Source organism: Leptospira jelokensis (genome assembly GCF_004769635.1).
GTDB classification, from domain to species: domain Bacteria; phylum Spirochaetota; class Leptospiria; order Leptospirales; family Leptospiraceae; genus Leptospira_A; species Leptospira_A jelokensis.
This window is the reverse complement of the sequence record NZ_RQGH01000023.1, coordinates 1-17,084: the sequence shown is the minus strand read 5'-3', so window position 1 is coordinate 17,084 and position 17,084 is coordinate 1. Positions and strand designations below refer to the sequence as shown.

The window sequence follows — 17,084 nt, the reverse complement described above, 5'->3', positions numbered from 1 at the left end:
GACCTGTCTTCGGCCAAACATTCAAATCGAAATCGATTGGGAACGCCTCACTGCTGATGGAAGGATAAAGGTAAATATTTTGGTTGTTTTATTTTCCATTCGCAAATGGATTTCGGAAAAGGCAAAAGATAACGTGGATTAGACGGTTTGTGCCTTTGTTTCGTTCAAAATTTTTTGGTTTTGCCCTAAAAATGGCAGGAAAACACACCCAAAATCTCTTAAAATCAAATGGGTTGACAGGGCGCTTTCTCTACACAGCCTGGTTAAATTGAGAGGGAATACCATGACCAAGCCACTCACCGTACAAAGTGACAAAACAATGCTTCTAGAGGTGGATAACCCAGAATTTGAAGCGTGTCGGGACCTCGTTTCCAAATTTGCCGAGCTCGAAAAAAGCCCGGAATACATGCATACCTATCGCATTTCTCCACTTTCTTTGTGGAATGCTGCCTCCATTAAGATGACAGCAGAAGAAATCATTGAAGGACTTACGAAATTTGCTCGTTATTCCGTTCCCAAAAACGTGATGAATGAAATCCGTGAACAAATTTCACGTTACGGAAAAGTAAAACTCGTTAAGGAAGAGTCGGGAGAATTGTACATCATCTCCAATGAAAAAGGATTTATCACTGAGATTGCAAACAACCGCGCTGTCCAACCATTCGTGGATGGAATGGAAGGTGATAAAATTCGCATCAAAAAAGAATACCGTGGTCACATCAAACAAGCGTTAATTAAAATTGGATTCCCTGTAGAAGACCTTGCCGGATACGATGAAGGGAATAAATATCCGTTTAACTTACGTCCTACGACAAAAGGTGGGATCAAATTTGGAATGCGAGATTACCAAAGAGCATCTGTGGAAGCCTTCCATGCAGGTGGGCGTAACGAAGGTGGATCTGGAGTTGTGGTCCTTCCTTGTGGTGCGGGAAAAACCATCGTGGGTATGGGAGTCATGCAAATCGTGGGAGCAGAAACTCTCATCCTTGTAACGAACACTTTGTCCATCCGCCAGTGGCGAAATGAAATTTTAGACAAAACGGACATCCCAGAATCGGATATTGGTGAATATTCAGGTGAGATGAAAGAAATCAAACCGATTACCATTGCGACTTATAACATCTTAACTCATAGAAAGAAAAAAGGTGGGGACTTCACACACTTTCATATCTTCAGTGCGAACAATTGGGGACTCATTGTGTATGATGAGGTGCACTTATTACCAGCTCCTGTGTTCCGTATGACTTCGGAACTCCAAGCCAAACGTAGGTTAGGTCTTACTGCGACACTCGTCAGAGAAGATGGATTGGAAGAAGATGTGTTCTCACTCATTGGCCCTAAAAAATACGATGTGCCATGGAAAGAACTCGAAGCAAAGTCTTGGATTGCCGAAGCCAATTGTGTGGAGATTCGTGTTCCTATGGAAGATGACCTTCGCATGAAATATTCTGTAGCAGATGACCGCGAAAAATTTCGTTTGGCATCTGAAAATCCAGAGAAACTCCGTGCCATTAGTTATATATTGAAGAAACACTCCACTAACAACATTTTGGTGATTGGGCAATACATCAATCAGTTAGAAGAGATTTCCAATACCTTCAAAATCCCTTTGATTACTGGAAAAACTCCTCTTCCGGAAAGACAAGAGCTCTACCAAGCGTTCCGAACAGGCCAAATCAAACAACTTGTGGTTTCCAAGGTAGCAAACTTTTCCATCGACTTACCGGATGCAAACATTGCCATTCAAGTTTCGGGAACGTTTGGTTCCAGACAAGAAGAAGCACAGCGTTTAGGTCGTATCCTTCGTCCAAAATCCCAAGACAACACAGCGATTTTTTACTCACTCATTTCGCGTGATACAAACGAAGAGAGGTTTGGCCAAAACAGACAGCTCTTCCTCACCGAACAAGGGTATGAATACGAAATTTATACTTTGGACCAGTTTAAAGAAACAGTTCCAGAAGAATCACTCACTAACTAGAGGACAAAATGAAACTTGTAGCAAAACGACTCGATGTCGTAGAACCTTCTCCCACTCTCGCGATCACAGCGAAAGCAAACCAATTGAAAGCGAGTGGACTTGATGTGGTTGGATTCGGAGCAGGGGAACCTGACTTTGATACACCAACGCATATCAAAGAAGCAGCTAAAAAAGCTATGGACCAAGGGAAAACAAAGTACACTCCTGTGAGTGGAACTGTTTCCCTAAAAGAAGCCATCATCAAAAAGTTTGAAACTGAAAATGGATTAAAGTACGAAAAAAATCAAATCATTGTAGGAACTGGAGGAAAACAAGTTCTCTACAATTTTTTTATGGCAACTCTCAACCCAGGTGATGAAGTGATCATTCCTGCTCCGTATTGGGTGAGTTATGCGGACATCGTACGTTTGGCAGAAGGCACACCTGTGATTGTGGCAACGGACATTTCGAGTGGATTTAAAATCACGGCAGAACAATTAGAAAAAGCCATCACTCCCAAAACAAAAGTTTTTATTTTTAATTCTCCTTCAAACCCAACAGGAGCAGCTTACACTCGTTCGGATGTGGAAGCACTGGTGAAGGTATTGGAACCCAAAGACATCATCACTGTTTCGGATGATATCTACGAAAAAATCATCTATGATGGATTGGAATTTGTAAACCCTGCGATGATCTCCGAAAAAATGAAGGAAAAAACCTTTGTGATCAACGGGGTATCAAAGGCTTATTCGATGACAGGATGGAGGATTGGATACGGGGCCGGGAATGCTGAGATTGTGAAAAACATGGATACCATGCAAGGGCAGTCTACGAGTAACCCATCCTCCATTTCCCAAGCGGCAGCTGAGGCAGCGCTTATCGGTGACCAAACTCCAGTGGCAGAAATGCTAAAGGCATTTGACAAACGTCGTAAACTCATTGTAGGGCTCCTGCGTGAGATCCCTGGTGTGGAATGCCGGATGCCAGAAGGTGCTTTTTATGCATTCCCTTACATGACCGGTGTCTATGAAATGCCTGGTTTCAAAAAACTTCTCGCAGAGAAAAAAGAAACTTCGTATTCAAAACTTTTTTGTGATGTCCTGCTCGACAAATACAATGTGGCAGCAGTGCCGGGAATTGCATTTGGTGATGATAAAGCCATTCGTTTGTCTTATGCGTTAGGTGAAAAAGATATCGAAAAAGGTGTCGCTCGTATCAAACAGATGGTAGAGGATTTACAAAAATAAATGAAATTTGTCCCTTTCCTAAAATATTTTGGTAAAGGGGCGAATTTGGATCAAATGATGCCAAAATTGAATCTCAAATTTTTGGAATCATTTGGTTTCCTACTTCATTTTGCATCGAAAGGAAACTTAAGGTTTTCTGATTCCTTTCGGTTCCATTTGGTTTCATTTCTCATCCTAATCGCTTTCAAATTCGTTGTTTCTCCTCTTTCTTCGGAACCGAAGTTCCAAACAAAACCAAAACAATCCAAACCTTCAGAAATTTTAAAACGTGACTTAAATTCGGAAATTGTGATCCCAGTTTTTGGCATCAACTTGCATTTGTTTGCTGATGAAAAAAGTGATGTGTTACGGAAACTCAAATTTGGCGAACCTGTTCGTTTTGATAAGGATTCCCTTGAAAGTCCAAAAGAAGATTGGATTCCAGTGAAATTAGAAGATGGACTTTCTGGATTTATCAAACGATCTGTCGTTCGATCAGTCCCTGCCAAACAGTACTTATCAACTCTAGTTTTTGAAGCAGAGAAAATGATTTTGTCGAAACAAATTGATTTTTTGGCCAAACAAGAAATTGCCGATACGATTTTTGCCATTTCTTCGACAGGGAAATTTACAGGTGATGAATTCATTTTCCTTCGTGCGAAAGCTGGTTTTTTCTTAAAAAAAACAGTGGATCTGATGAATGAAAAAGGAATCAAACCAGACAATGATCCAAACACATTGGAATTTCTAAAACGCCACCAAACCAAGTTGTTATATGATTATTCTTCCGGTAAATACTATGTGGATGCCAATTATTTTTGGAAATTGTTAGAATCGTATCCAAAAACTAAACATTCGGATTACGCTGGTTATTTGGCGACAGAAAGTATACCTGTAATTGATTGTGGAGTGGATTTACGTTGCCGATTAGAGGAAATCCGGAAAGGAAAACTTCGCTATTTGTATCTTTTCCCTACAGGAAATTATGTGGCACTCTATACAAAAGATGTAGTAAAGGTTTTGGATTCGATGACGAAGGATCCTGATTCCATTCCTTGTTTTCCTCCTGTCAAAGAAGCAATCAAATCAGAAATCAGCCAAATGATTCGGTACGCATCTGAAATTGGGCCCAGGGAAAAAAAACAAATCCTTCCACATTTACAAATCCTCAAAAAAGAATGTTTTCGTTAGTATTTTTACATTTCTAATTTTCGAATCGAGGTTTTGTGAAATTAAACTACAAACTGTATCCCTTCCAAAACCAAGAAAAAAAATCAATTGGTGATTTTATCATCTTACACGGATTATTTGGTTCTTCGAAAAATTGGGTGACCGTTGGGAAATTTTTGTCTGAATTCGGAAATGTTTACGTGGTCGACCAAAGAAACCATGGTGATTCCCCACACAATAATGAACATTCCATCCAATTGATGGCAGACGATTTAGACGAATTCATCAAATCTCATCCAATTGAAACTCCAATTTTACTTGGTCATTCGATGGGTGGTCTTGTGGCGATGTACTTTGATTTAACACACCCTGGTGTCTTAAAAAAACTGATCATCCAAGACATTGCACCAAGAGCCTATCCCTTTGCTTATGATAATGAAATCAAATCGATGTCCTTCCCATTGAATGGATTTTCCTCAAGGACAGAAATTGATTTGGAAATGGCAAAATTTGTTCCAGATACTTTTATTAGGCAATTTTTGCAAATGAGTTTGGAACGAAGAGAGGATGGTGTTTACCAATGGAAATTGAATGTGGATGGGTTAAACCATGCACGTAGGGTTTTTGATGATGCTTTTGGTTTTGATAAAAAATCAGAAACAAAAACCCTGTTTTTGTTAGGTGGAAAATCGGAATTCATAAAACCGTCAGATCTTTCTCTTATGGATCATTTTTTCCAACAAAATGAAAAAAGAACCATCGCAGGTGGCGGCCATTACATACATTTTACGCACCAAAAAGAATATTTAGAAATGTTAAAAGATTGGTTGGAACGAAATTAAGCTGAATTAGATTTTGGAAATTGAAAGTTGATCAGTGGGAATTTTAATTGCTTGCTAACCCCTGTATTACGAACAGTAGTCTAGTATTGACTACTGTTCCATTGGATTTACTCTTCGAGTAACGAACGTAACATCCATGCAGTCTTTTCGTGGATGTCTAATCTTTGCGTTAGAAGGTCGAGTGTTGCCTGGTCATTTCCTTTTTCTGCAGGTCCATATGCCGCACGTGCTGTGCGGATGACAGCCTCATTGCCTTCTACTAAGTTTTTGATCATGTCTTTTGCTTTGGGAACTTCTTTGTCTTCAGAGATACTAGAATACTTTGCAAATTCCCATCCACCCATCGGTGCATAATAACCAAGGGAACGGATCCTTTCCGCAATCGGATCAATGGCATTCCAAAGTTCTGTATATTGTGTCATAAACAGCAAATGGAGGGTTTGGAACATTGGGCCTGTTACATTCCAATGGTAACTATGTGTTTTTTGGTACAGAGTGTATGTATCTGCCAAAAGTTTTTTTAAAGATTCTGATATGGCACTTCTTTCTTCTTCTGGAATTCCGATGTTAATCTTCATGTAGATCTCCCTTTCTTTCAGTCTTGTAATGTTATATGATTGAGCCTAGACCGTTTTGCTTAACCCAATAATTAGTGCGAAAAAATTATTTTTTAAGTTCGCTAACGATGGTATCAACTAAACTTTCGGCTACGAAATCGTACTCACTAGTTGCAATCAAGATATCCTCTCGGTTCCATACCAAACCTAAACCTAAGCTGTATTGGATTAGACGACCCACTGTCCAATCGGCCCCTGGTTTTTTTCTCGCATTCACGATCACATGTCCTGATTCAATATGAACGATTTTTAAGGACACTGTATCCACTAAGTTTGGGATGAGTTTTCCTTTTTCATCATATTTCTTTAGAGAGGAACCCCTACCGAAAACCAATGCATCAACACCCAAAACTTTTCCAAGTCTAACTGCTGTTTGAGTGTCAATGATGCCTGTTTTGGAGAAACTTTGTTCGTTTACTACTTTTGAAAGTTGTTCCCTCTCGATCACCTTAAAGGGAAGTGATTTGGCAATTTGAAGGGAGACTGCATCGGTAAATTCATCACCCCATTTGGCTTCTTCGATATCGAAGACAAGAACCGCAACTTTGGTAATCCCTAAATTGGATTTCCCACCATCAGGGTATTGGATGGCGGCATTCATCGTGCGACAGTTCCCAAGGGAAAAACTAAGGAGTAAAGAGAAAAACGCTAAATATGGTTTCATAGATTTCCTTAAAGATGTGGGGATAGAATTCAAGAGAGCAATTCTTTTTCGGGTTAAATCAGGAGATTTTCCAAAATTCGCTTTCCACTTTACCTTTCTCCTAGATTTTCCTCTTAGGCACTTGTATATGAAAAAATTGATTGGTTCCCTTGTTTTGATCTTCGCATTGTTTTTGCTAGTCGCTGCGCATTTTCTTTCCAGTTTGATTCTCTCTCCCACATCCTTAATTCCTATAGACGAAAGAGAAATATTTTCCAAAACAAGATTTTCTGAATTTTCTTTGCCTGAACCTGAGGCAATTCGTTTCCAAAATGGAACCTTACGACTCCGAGGATGGTATTTTAAACATTCTAATAAACAAAACTGTGGCATGATCCTCTTACATGGCCAAGGAAGGTCCAAATCCCAAATGTTGTCTTATGCACCAATCTTTTGGAAACTTGGTTGTAGTTTGTTTTTGTATGATGCACGAGCCCACGGTGAAAGTGATGGTACAAACACAACGTACGGTTTTTACGAGAAGATGGATTTAGAGAGGGCAGTAGAATATTTTTCAGAAATTGATAATACACCCGAAGACCGAATTGGCATTTTCGGATTGGATTTTGGTGGAGCAACAGCATTACAGTTTGCGGACGGCCAATTTGAATACGGATTTGTCATCGCTGATTCTTCTTACCGCGATATGCGCTCATGGGTCGAAGAAACCTTTGTGGACCGATTCACAGAAGCAAGTAGAATTGTCACACCCCTTAGTCTTTCCATCTCTGAATTGCGTGGTGATTTTCTTGTGAACGATGTATCTCCTGCAAATACAGCGAAACTCATCACACAACCTGTATTGATTTTGGCACCTAGCGAGAATGAGACGAAAAAAACTGATTCCGAAATGATTTTTACAAATATCAAAACAAAATCGAAACAAATTGTTTTGTATGCAATGCCAAAGGAAGATTGCAAACCATTACAAAGCCCTTCCAACGAGTATGAAACGACCATCACAAATTTCTTTAAAGAATTTCGATTAAACAAATAAATAAATCATTTGATTTTGATGAGTCTAGGCAAATCTTCCCAGGTTCCATCGGAATTTGTGAATCGGGTAAAGTATACAGGTAAATTTACTGATCCGTTAGAAAAAGACTTAGCATAACTATAATTTAATAATCCATTTGTTGATTGGATTTGTTCTGGGCTTATGATCGCAACACTGTATTCTGAAAGAGAAAATGGAGTTGCAGGTATGGAAGTTACACTGTTTACGCCATCATTACTTCGGAAGATTTGAACATTCGTAGGCAGTGCAGTAAAGGTAGGTGAATTTGATAACACAAAGTAATGATTTGAATTAGAACTTTTGATTGTTCTTAAACGAGAGGTGGTCCCTCCTATTGAAGAAGTGTTGAAATTTGTAATCGTTGCGTTTTGCGTTATGGTTGGATTTACGTTTGTATAGGAACCTGTGGGGAAAGTAACTCCACTAAAAGGCGAGGATCCAGTGAGTGCCATCAATTTGTCTTCGACTTGAAAAACAGGGGAGTCAAAATTTGCAGCAGCAGTAAAGTTGATTTGGTTAAAAATCAAATCCGATGCACGAATGCTTCGAAATCCGTAAGAAGCACCTGCATAATTTTGTGGGCACTGTAAATAGTTGATTCCAGAATAGGTTACCAATTGGAACCCAAGCAAATCACGGTCATTAGCTAAAATACTACAGCTAAAATCGCTGATTAAATCAGAACTTGTATCTGTATCTAAATAAAATAAAATAGGGCGGGGATCTCCTGATAATGTTGGCGTTGCCATATACCGGCCATCCCCTAGATACAATGCCGGGTAATACCAATTACCATTTGCACCATTAAAAAAACGATAGTTCGTTGGTAAGTTTTTAAGTTGCACAGTCGCCGAACTGGGAGGTGAGAAAGCAGAGAATTTTAAGTATAGGTTCCGATTATCTAAAAATGTAGTGGTCGCCGGGAATGCTCGTTTCTCTTCTGAGATAAAGAAAATATAATCGGATCCATTAAATAATGGGTTTGAGATTTTTAAAATAGTGTCTGTTGTTACGTTCCTTTCAAAAGTAACACCATCAATTTTTGTTATTTGGTCATAGTTTTCTCCATCTGCACTAGACGCAATGTAGCCCAAAGATTTGAAATTGTCACTGGCGATGTATTCCGTTTGTACTTCTAAATAAATAAACTGCCTTCCATTGGCAGACCCAAGAGGAGTGAAGGTGAAATTGGTGGCCAAACGGTTACGGTAATTGGCTAGATCTTCCACTAAGAATTGGGCATTGCCTGTGTGGTTTAAGAGGGAGAAGGATTGTTTTGTGATGCCATTATAGATTCGGAAATCAGCAGTTCCTACAAATGTATTGGCTGCATTTTTTAAACTGAGTTTTGCGATCCCCCTTTCACTAAAAAACAAAAATCCCCTACCGAAATTATCTAACGTGGCAGTGTAGGTTCGAACATTCCCCGTTTCCCCGAAGTCAGAGGTTGCAACACCATTTTCGTCCGCCTCGTTGTATACGGAATATTCAACAGCTCCTCCTCCGTAAGGTGTGCCGCTGCTATCTGTGAATTTCATAAATAAAACAGATTGGCTTTGGGTATTGAATGCATCGATAAGTGCTAGCAGACGTAGGAGCGATTGCAGAGTGCCTAGGTCTTCACCTGGGTCGAGTTGCGAAGGTTTGAAGATACTGCACTTGGCGTAAAAAAGGATGAAAAATAAAAGGGATAATACTCGTTTCATAATTTCCTCGATTAGAATAGATAAGAGTAACGAACTTCGGTGTACACTGCGTTCATCTGTGGTTGGTAAATGGTGAATCCATTTGGTTTATCCCAACGTGATTCGAAGTCCCATCCTTCTTTGAATGTTTTCCCTTCTAGATGGACCATTGGCCTTTCAGGGTATTGGTCACGGCCAATCATGTACGAGTGGATTACATTCGTTATGTAGATGATACTTGTGATTCCGATCCCTGCCAAATAACGAGTATTAGACCCTTTTGCATTGTTTTGGGATTTTTTGATTAAATCTTCTGCGATAGAGGTTTCAATGAAATTACCAATAAATTCAGAAGGCAAACTGATGTTTTGCGCATTGAAACGTGTCCCTGGCCCAACGATTTGGTTGAATAACACCATGGTATCATAATGTGATTTTGCATTTTTTTCTTCTGTGCGAAGGGGGCCTAATGTATAAAGGAGGGATCCAAAAAATAAGGTTGAAAATACTCCAGCGGAAACATTTTGGCCACCACAAAATTGACCCCAACCAGGAAGAACTGCTGAGCGCCAAATAAGCGCAAGGCGACCACCACATTCCTTTGCTGCAGGAGACGGACCCAGTTGCCTTGTTGCCAACCATTCGGCTTCGGCTTTTGCATCTTTTTCCGCTTGGGTTTCTTTATTTTTCTCGTCCTCTAACCTTTGTTTTTCGGCTAGTTTGGCCTCTTCTTCCAAACGTTTTTGCTCTTTGGCCTCTGCAATTAACCTTTCCTTTTCCAATTTGGCTTTTTCTTTTTCTTCTTTTTCCCGTAATTTTTTTTCTTCTGCGAGTCGGATTTTTTCTGCTTCTTTTTCGCTCACATCTTTATAAACTACTTTCAGGATTTGTGATTTGGAAATGGTTTGGGGACCTTCGCTTGTTTGGACAGTGAGTCCTTTTTCATTTTGGTCTGTGACTTTTCCTTTGAGAGTTTTCCCATTTTTTAAGATCACTGTATTCACAGCGAGTAGGGGAAGTGATAAGAAAATAAGGAACAAGAAAAGAAAGATTTTTTTCATATAGTGGAATCCATCAAGGGATGAGAAAAAACTTACATTCATTCAATAAATTGCAAGTGAAAATTGATAAGCATGGATTGCTTGGGCTTTGGAATTGATCTATTTTTTGCGGGATGAACTTTTTTATTTTCAGTCCATAAATCCTGAATTTCTTGTTCAATAATAAACGGTGTTATCGAAATAAGAAATCAAAATATCAATTTCCATAATAATAAATAAACAAATTCAAAGCAAGCCATCAAAAGAATGCAAGTATATTAATGCTATTTTCCTAGGTTGCCAATAAGAGGAAATATTTTTTAAAATTGTAAAGCCCTTAGTCATAGAATTTTTTTCATAAAAGGATAGCAGAATTCCATTCTAAAACAAAATAGTTTCATTTTTAATTTTTTCAGGAACTAATGTATAGTAGCTGTCAGTGTAGATTATGAAAAAGTTCTTATGGATATTCGGAAATAGAATAGCAGATTCAACCAATAAGTGCAACAAAATGAGAAGTTGACTGGCACACCAAAAACAGATTTCTTGAAGTTGCGAAACAAATGGAAATTGAATGAAGTATTGCCAGTTAACCCCAAATAAACGATTTGCTATTTATTTATTTCTGCAACAAAATTATAGTCTTACAGAAATTGCAAAATCACTAAATCGACATAAATCCACGATCAGCAGAGAAATGAAACGCAATACAGGTGGCAGAGGATACCGTTATAAACAAGCAGATCAATGGGCTGAAAGTCGCAGAATTAACGCAAAAAAACATATAAAGTTTAATCCCGAATTGAAATCGATAGTAATAAAATGTTTAAAAGACGATTGGAGTCCTGAACAAATTTCTGCATATCTATCTGAACGTATGAGTTTGAGCCATGAAACAATTTATAAATTTGTAAAGCATGATCGCATATATGGTGGAACACTATACAAACACCTTCGTCAATCGAATCGGCGCCGAAGGAAAAAGTATGGTAGCGGATCGAATGCAAAAGGTACAATAAAAAATAGGGTTTTTATCAAAGACAGACCAAAGTCTGTTGAAAAAAGAAATAGAATTGGTCATTGGGAAGGAGAAACGATAGTAGGAAAGAATCATAAAGGTTCTATCGTGACATTAGTAGAAAGAAAAAGTTTGTATGTAAAATTAGTTTTGTGTAAGGACAGAACTTCGAAAATTGTAACGAAAGGAATCAATAAAATCCTCAAAAATGTATCTGACAAAGTAACAACTATTACAGTATACAACGGCAAGGAATTTTCCTCACACCAAGAGATATCAAAATCGTTGGATGCGAAAGTATATTTTGCAGATCCTTATTCTTTTTGGCAACGAGGCATTAATGAATCCATTAACGGATTGGTAAGACAATATTTTCCTAAAGGATCCGACTTCTCTAAAATTACCAAGAAAGATGTTGAAAAGGTTGAACGAAAGTTAAACAATAGACCTAGAAAAACTCTAGGATTCAAGACTCTGAATGAAGTCTTTTGGTGTTCCTCCTAAAATGTTGCACTTATAGGTTGAATCTGCTAATAAAATTACTAGACAGATTTCATAATCTAATTCGAATTAGAATCTCTACATGGAAGACAGAAGAATCCATTCTAGTCGACCGATACTCACGACACGCGAAAGCTGTGATTGATGGAACATCGATCTACTCATGGATTTTGCGGTTTGAACAGGACGGATTGTGTTTTGCCTATTTAATTGTAAGTTCAAAACAGAGAGAATGATTTAAGAATATTCATTCAAAAAAAAGTAAATTTGAAAAAATAATAAGTTAATTAGGACCTTCCTATATGAAAAAGACGATTTGGATACTACTCACTACATTATGTTTTGGCAATTGCATTGCCTTTTTAGATTTCAATCGAAATCAAAATGAATTTTCTAAAGATTCTTTATTATTACTACTAGGGTCAAAAGATGTAGGAGTAGCTGCAGGTGGTGGAACGGGAACACCTTCCGGAACACGTATCCAATCCAGTGATGCACTTTTTACGATTTTGATTCCAGAAGGTGCAATGGATGAAACTGTCGACTTTAAGATCACAAAGTATGACGCGACTCAAGCACCACTTCCATCGGGTTATGTGCCAACAAGTTCCATCTACCAAATCACACCATCCTACCAATTCAAAAAAGATGTGATCGTTACAATCACTCTCGATCGAGCAAAAGCACAATCCATGAATCTAAACTTTGGGAAAAGTAGAGGCTTTCATGTTTCCACGACGAGCACGGAACCAGATGCATTGCGAATGCCTGGATGGGCTGGTGTGAATACAAGTCTTGATTCGGAAAGGATTGTATTTCAAACCAGAAGTTTTTCGATGTTTGGTGGGGGAACACCACCTCCTGGTAATTTACCTCCTGTCATCAATGGTGCTTATTATTATTTAAAACCAAGCACTCGGCATGTCTCTTACCAAGTGCGGGCGGATGTTTTTGAACCAGATGGCGACCAAATGAATGTATATTTAGTGGTAGGGCCAGTGGGTGGACCAACTAACTTTTATTCAATGGCAAGGGAAGGGTCGACCAATTGGTATGCGTCCAATATCCCATACGAAGCAATGAGTCCTGGTGGGATTTTAATCCAAATTGTTGCAGTCGATATCCATGGCCAGAAAACAGCAAGGCCTTCCACTGGAACTTTTCTATACCCAACAGACTCGGGGAATCCTGCTTACATCAGCCAATACAATCCTGATCGGGATGGAGATGGGTTCAATGATGTATGGGAACTTGACAATGGATTCAATCCCAACAATGGTAGTAGTCCGCCAGTCGGAACACCTTACCCACCAGGACTTCCTGTTGCCATTGACAGCTTAGAAATTTTACCAACACAAGCTTGGGTACAGGTGAATGAACCGATCACATTTTCTGCTAGAGGTTTCCTCGCTGGCGTACAAAAATTTGTCACAGTTAATTTCCATACAACTGGTATAGGGCTTGGTGGTTCGCCTATCGGAAGTTTGAATTCATCAACTTTCACGGCCACAACTCCAGGAGTTGCAGGAGTGTTTGCAACCTACCAATCTTTAGAAGCGTCTGCGTCTGTTCATGTTGCCGATACGATTGCACCGTCGAATATCACTGATTTGGTGGCAACACCGATGTCCACATCGAGAATCCAGTTGCGATGGACAGCTCCTGGAAGTGTTGGAGTATTGGGGCAAGCGTCTGCGTATGAAATCAGAAGGTCTAGTTCCCCCATCACAAACAACTTGCAATGTGATGCGGCTACAGGGATTGCACACACGATGATTCCGAAAAACGCAGGTTTGGTGGAAACCAAAGAAATTGATGGCCATCTACCGCAGTCTACTTACTATTTTTGTGTTCGGGCCATTGATTCGGCGGGCAATCGTAATTCTTGGTCGGGAGTTGTCTCTGCCACAACCTACGCGCCAACCGACTTTGTGCCACCAGCAGATATTACGACAGCCATTGTAACCGTTGAATCCTATCACCAAGTCAAACTCAATTGGACTGCCGTGGGTGATAATGGAAACTCTGGATCCGCTTCCGCTTATGAAATCAGACGTCGTTCCATTCCAATTGTATCAGATGACGACTGTTCGGCGGGAGTTTTTGTTCCGAATACTGTGGTTTCCTCAGTGGCAGGCACTCCATTAGAATTTACAGTGAGTGGACTTTCATCAGGAACTGTGCATTATTTTTGCATCCGAGCCTTTGACCATGGAGGGAACCGAAGCCTTTGGAGTGGGATATTACAAGCAACCACTCCGTTTGCCAACCAAGCTCCGGTAATCCAGATGGTGTCTTCACTTCAATCGATTCTAGGCGAGGAAGTATTTTTGGATGCCTCACAATCATCCGACCCTGACGCTTCTTTTTGTGGGGCACAATCGAATTTATATGAATACAATTGGAGAGTGGTTTCTAAACCTCCGTTATCTAATTTAGTGAATGGGGACATTCAAAACAGAACGACGAAGCTGGCCAAAATTTTACCAGATAAGAATGGCGAGTATGTCTTTGAATTTTCCTTTAAAGACAATGCGGGTAGTTGTGCGGGTGGAAACAGGACGTCAGTTTCATTAAAAACCGTGCAAGTGAATTTAATTACGTTGGATTCACCAGCATTTGTAGAAGCACAAGCAGGTGGAACATCTGCCTTTGTTCAATGGTGGCCAGTGACGGGAGCCACCTCGTACACAGTGTACTATAGCACAATTTCTGGTGTGAGTACAGCTTCAACAAGTTTTGGACCAGTGACCAATCCGTATGCTACTATTACAGGACTGACAGGTGGGACTTTGTATTACTTTAGAGTTCGAGCTAATAGTTCTGCAGGTGCGAGTGCATTGTCTTTGCTTGAAGCGAGTGCATTGACTTCGTCGATTCCACCGGGAACAAGCGTTACAGGAACACATGTTGATATATCTGCGGGTCAAGGAGGAAATTCTGGACTTAATCCAAATATTTTGGTCGATAGCACCAATCGAAAAATTTTAGTAGTTACCGCAAATGGTTCAATAAATTTAGGTTCTCCAAAATTAAGTCTATATAGATGCGCTTTTGATGGAACCACTTGCTCTCATACTGATATTTCAGCTGGTCAAATGCCAGGTTCTGTATTAGAACCCTGTGCTACTTTAGATCAAATGAACGAAAAAATTCTAGTTGTAGCTAGAAATCCTAATAATTCTAGCAAGCCGAGCCTTTTCAGATGTAATCTCGATGGAACTAATTGTACCCATACCGATATTTCGGCTGGTCAAGCCTACAATTCAGGAATTAATCCAAGTATTGCATTAGATTACATAAATCGAAAGATCTTAGTTGCTACTTCCAATTCTGACGCCATGGTAATGCGACTAGGATTATTTCGATGTGATTTGGACGGAGCTAATTGCGTCTATAAGGATATATCGGCCGGACAAGGTACTCGTACAGGAGATAATCCAAGTATTGTCGTTGATCAGACCAATAGAAAAATATTGGTAGTAACCAAAAATCATCAAAACAATTCCAAGCCGTCACTTTTTCGCTGCGATTTAGATGGTGATAATTGTACTCATACTGATATTTCCACCGGACAAGGAACTAATTCAGGACACTATCCAAGTATCGCGTTGGATCAGAGAAACGGTAAGATTTTAGTTGTCACACAAAATGCTGCTAACAGCGGAAAACCAAGTTTGTTTCGTTGTAATCTTGATGGAACAAATTGTAATCATACGGATATTTCAGGAGGTCAAGGAACAGCATCAGGCATTTTACCAAACATTGTACTTAATATGGTGAACGAAAAAATTTTAGTCGTAACGCGGAATATTTCTAATGGAGGTAGATTGCATCTTTTCAGCTGCAATTTAGACGGTAATTCTTGCCAGAATTCAAATATCTCAGCTGGACAAGGTGTAGATTCGGGAAACTATCCAAAAATTGTAATTAATCATATAACTGGAAAGATCATCGTTGCTACTCAAAATGATGCAAATTTTAGCCGGCCTTCACTCTTTTTTTGGTAAAAATATGAACAAAGATCATTTCTTAAATACTTTAAAATAATGGTCGTAGGTCAAATTCCATAAGTGTAAAAATATTTAAGGACAAAACGTGGGTGAAAATAAAGCTTTATATTTTACAAAACTCTGATTCTTGAGATTATAGTGAGATTGCCTTTTTCTCAATAAAAGTTTTTTATTTTCAGGTTGAATTTAATTTATTAAATTGAAAGCTCATATTGACAAATTTAGAGTCAATTGAAATGAATGTTAAGAAACTTTTATCGGTTGCTTACTTTCATGGTTTCTTTTTCTTTCCTTGCAAAGTTGAGTGATAAACTCCCCTAATCGTTGGCTCTGATGATGGAATGATTTTTTTCGATTTCATTAAGTTTGATCCTCTTACTTTGATTTAGTTAAGTATCGTATCAGTTAAGATATCACTCGATTAATTTTATTTTGCTGTTTATGAATGGTGATGTGTATTGTGAATCGATGATAATTGCGATTAATAAGGAATTAAGTAGAAATAAATAAAATCTGTGATTAATCAAAAGGAATTAGAAATTCAGTTTTCCAATAATCAATAGGTAATTATACGATACTTCACCTTACAATATATTTAAATAGTAAATGAAGATAAAAAAAGATTTTAATCATAATGTGAATTTTACTGTGAGTGGAAATTTATTTTAAGGGAAAAATGTGGATGGTGGTGTTGGTAGGGCACTTAGTTGGTACTAAGAAGGTATAGATCCCCGCCCTAATGGAACTGGGTGGGGAAAACCACCCGCCGCCCAATGGCTTCCATATACCAGAGAACTAGAGAACTTACCACCACAAACCGACTCCCTTAAAAAAATTCTCCCCAATTGTTCACCTTTCTACCAAAGAGAAACCAATCAAACGTTAGCTGGTATCAGTTTTAGTTTCGATTTTACGACAATCGATCCATGCCTTTTGATGAAGGATAAGGATCGAATCTATGATAAGGGTAATGCTCTGACCCTCGACTCTTACCATGCACCTCCATAATTCGTTTGGTCACAGACTCCACATAACATTGATCAAACGTCTTCTCGCATACCATATAACTTTGATTAATTCCATGCACAACACTCCAGCATAACCCGATACCCGGTGACCGAATTATGTCTCATTACGTATTCCAACGAACCCAAGTGAACCCAAGCCAATCGAAAAAAAATTTGATCTTCTTCTTATGAACTGCGAACTTTTTTACAAAACTGTGTTGACTGCTTAGCTTTTGAAATTACTTTGGTTTTTACCGCACGATTCTTTAACGAATTGTGAAACC

At 39.0% G+C, this 17,084-nt stretch carries 11 protein-coding genes; 7 read left to right on the top strand and 4 right to left on the bottom strand.

The features are described 5' to 3' along the window. Nucleotides 1–283: 283 nt before the first annotated feature. The 4 genes from EHQ62_RS08520 to EHQ62_RS08505 are packed head-to-tail and all read left to right on the top strand — an operon-like array spanning nt 284 to nt 5,198. Nucleotides 284–1,981, top strand: a complete 1,698-nt coding sequence (locus EHQ62_RS08520; protein ID WP_135641876.1) for a DNA repair helicase XPB — start codon at nt 284–286, stop codon at nt 1,979–1,981. A gap of 8 nt (nt 1,982–1,989) precedes the next feature. Beyond that, on the top strand, nt 1,990–3,207 hold the full coding sequence (locus tag EHQ62_RS08515; RefSeq protein ID WP_135641873.1) for a pyridoxal phosphate-dependent aminotransferase: 1,218 nt from the start codon (nt 1,990–1,992) through the stop codon (nt 3,205–3,207). A gap of 54 nt (nt 3,208–3,261) precedes the next feature. Then, nucleotides 3,262–4,377: an SH3 domain-containing protein gene (locus tag EHQ62_RS08510; protein ID WP_244241704.1), complete on the top strand. Its 1,116-nt coding sequence runs from the start codon at nt 3,262–3,264 to the stop codon at nt 4,375–4,377. Nucleotides 4,378–4,412: 35 nt separating this feature from the next. Continuing rightward, nucleotides 4,413–5,198, top strand: coding sequence for an alpha/beta fold hydrolase (locus EHQ62_RS08505; protein ID WP_135641869.1), 786 nt, complete (start codon nt 4,413–4,415; stop codon nt 5,196–5,198). A 107-nt stretch (nt 5,199–5,305) separates the two neighbouring features. Here the strand turns inward: EHQ62_RS08505 and EHQ62_RS08500 are convergent, their stop codons facing one another. Both EHQ62_RS08500 and EHQ62_RS08495 read right to left on the bottom strand, forming a co-directional pair. Continuing rightward, nucleotides 5,306–5,776: a Dps family protein gene (locus EHQ62_RS08500; protein WP_135641866.1), complete on the bottom strand. Its 471-nt coding sequence runs from the start codon at nt 5,774–5,776 to the stop codon at nt 5,306–5,308. Between the two features lie 85 nt (nt 5,777–5,861). After that, a complete protein-coding gene (locus EHQ62_RS08495; RefSeq protein ID WP_244241703.1) occupies nt 5,862–6,479 on the bottom strand; it encodes a CsgG/HfaB family protein in 618 nt (205 codons plus the stop codon). A gap of 127 nt (nt 6,480–6,606) precedes the next feature. On the opposite strand from EHQ62_RS08495, the gene EHQ62_RS08490 reads away from it, so the two are divergent. Beyond that, nucleotides 6,607–7,515, top strand: a complete 909-nt coding sequence (locus tag EHQ62_RS08490; protein WP_135641863.1) for an alpha/beta hydrolase — start codon at nt 6,607–6,609, stop codon at nt 7,513–7,515. A 5-nt stretch (nt 7,516–7,520) separates the two neighbouring features. Here the strand turns inward: EHQ62_RS08490 and EHQ62_RS08485 are convergent, their stop codons facing one another. Together EHQ62_RS08485 and EHQ62_RS08480 are read right to left on the bottom strand one after the other, a co-directional pair. Further along, nucleotides 7,521–9,242 (bottom strand): hypothetical protein, encoded by a 1,722-nt coding sequence (locus tag EHQ62_RS08485; protein WP_135641860.1) that lies wholly within the window; start codon nt 9,240–9,242, stop codon nt 7,521–7,523. Between the two features lie 11 nt (nt 9,243–9,253). Continuing rightward, nucleotides 9,254–10,282: a cell envelope integrity TolA family protein gene (locus EHQ62_RS08480; RefSeq protein ID WP_135641857.1), complete on the bottom strand. Its 1,029-nt coding sequence runs from the start codon at nt 10,280–10,282 to the stop codon at nt 9,254–9,256. A 553-nt stretch (nt 10,283–10,835) separates the two neighbouring features. Between EHQ62_RS08480 and EHQ62_RS08475 the strand changes: the two genes are divergently transcribed. Together EHQ62_RS08475 and EHQ62_RS08470 are read left to right on the top strand one after the other, a co-directional pair. Beyond that, the gene (locus tag EHQ62_RS08475; protein WP_135641855.1) at nt 10,836–11,783 is read left to right on the top strand and encodes an IS30 family transposase; all 948 of its coding nucleotides are present in this window, start codon (nt 10,836–10,838) and stop codon (nt 11,781–11,783) included. A gap of 299 nt (nt 11,784–12,082) precedes the next feature. Then, nucleotides 12,083–15,790, top strand: a complete 3,708-nt coding sequence (locus EHQ62_RS08470; RefSeq protein ID WP_135641853.1) for a fibronectin type III domain-containing protein — start codon at nt 12,083–12,085, stop codon at nt 15,788–15,790. Nucleotides 15,791–17,084: the final 1,294 nt, after the last annotated feature.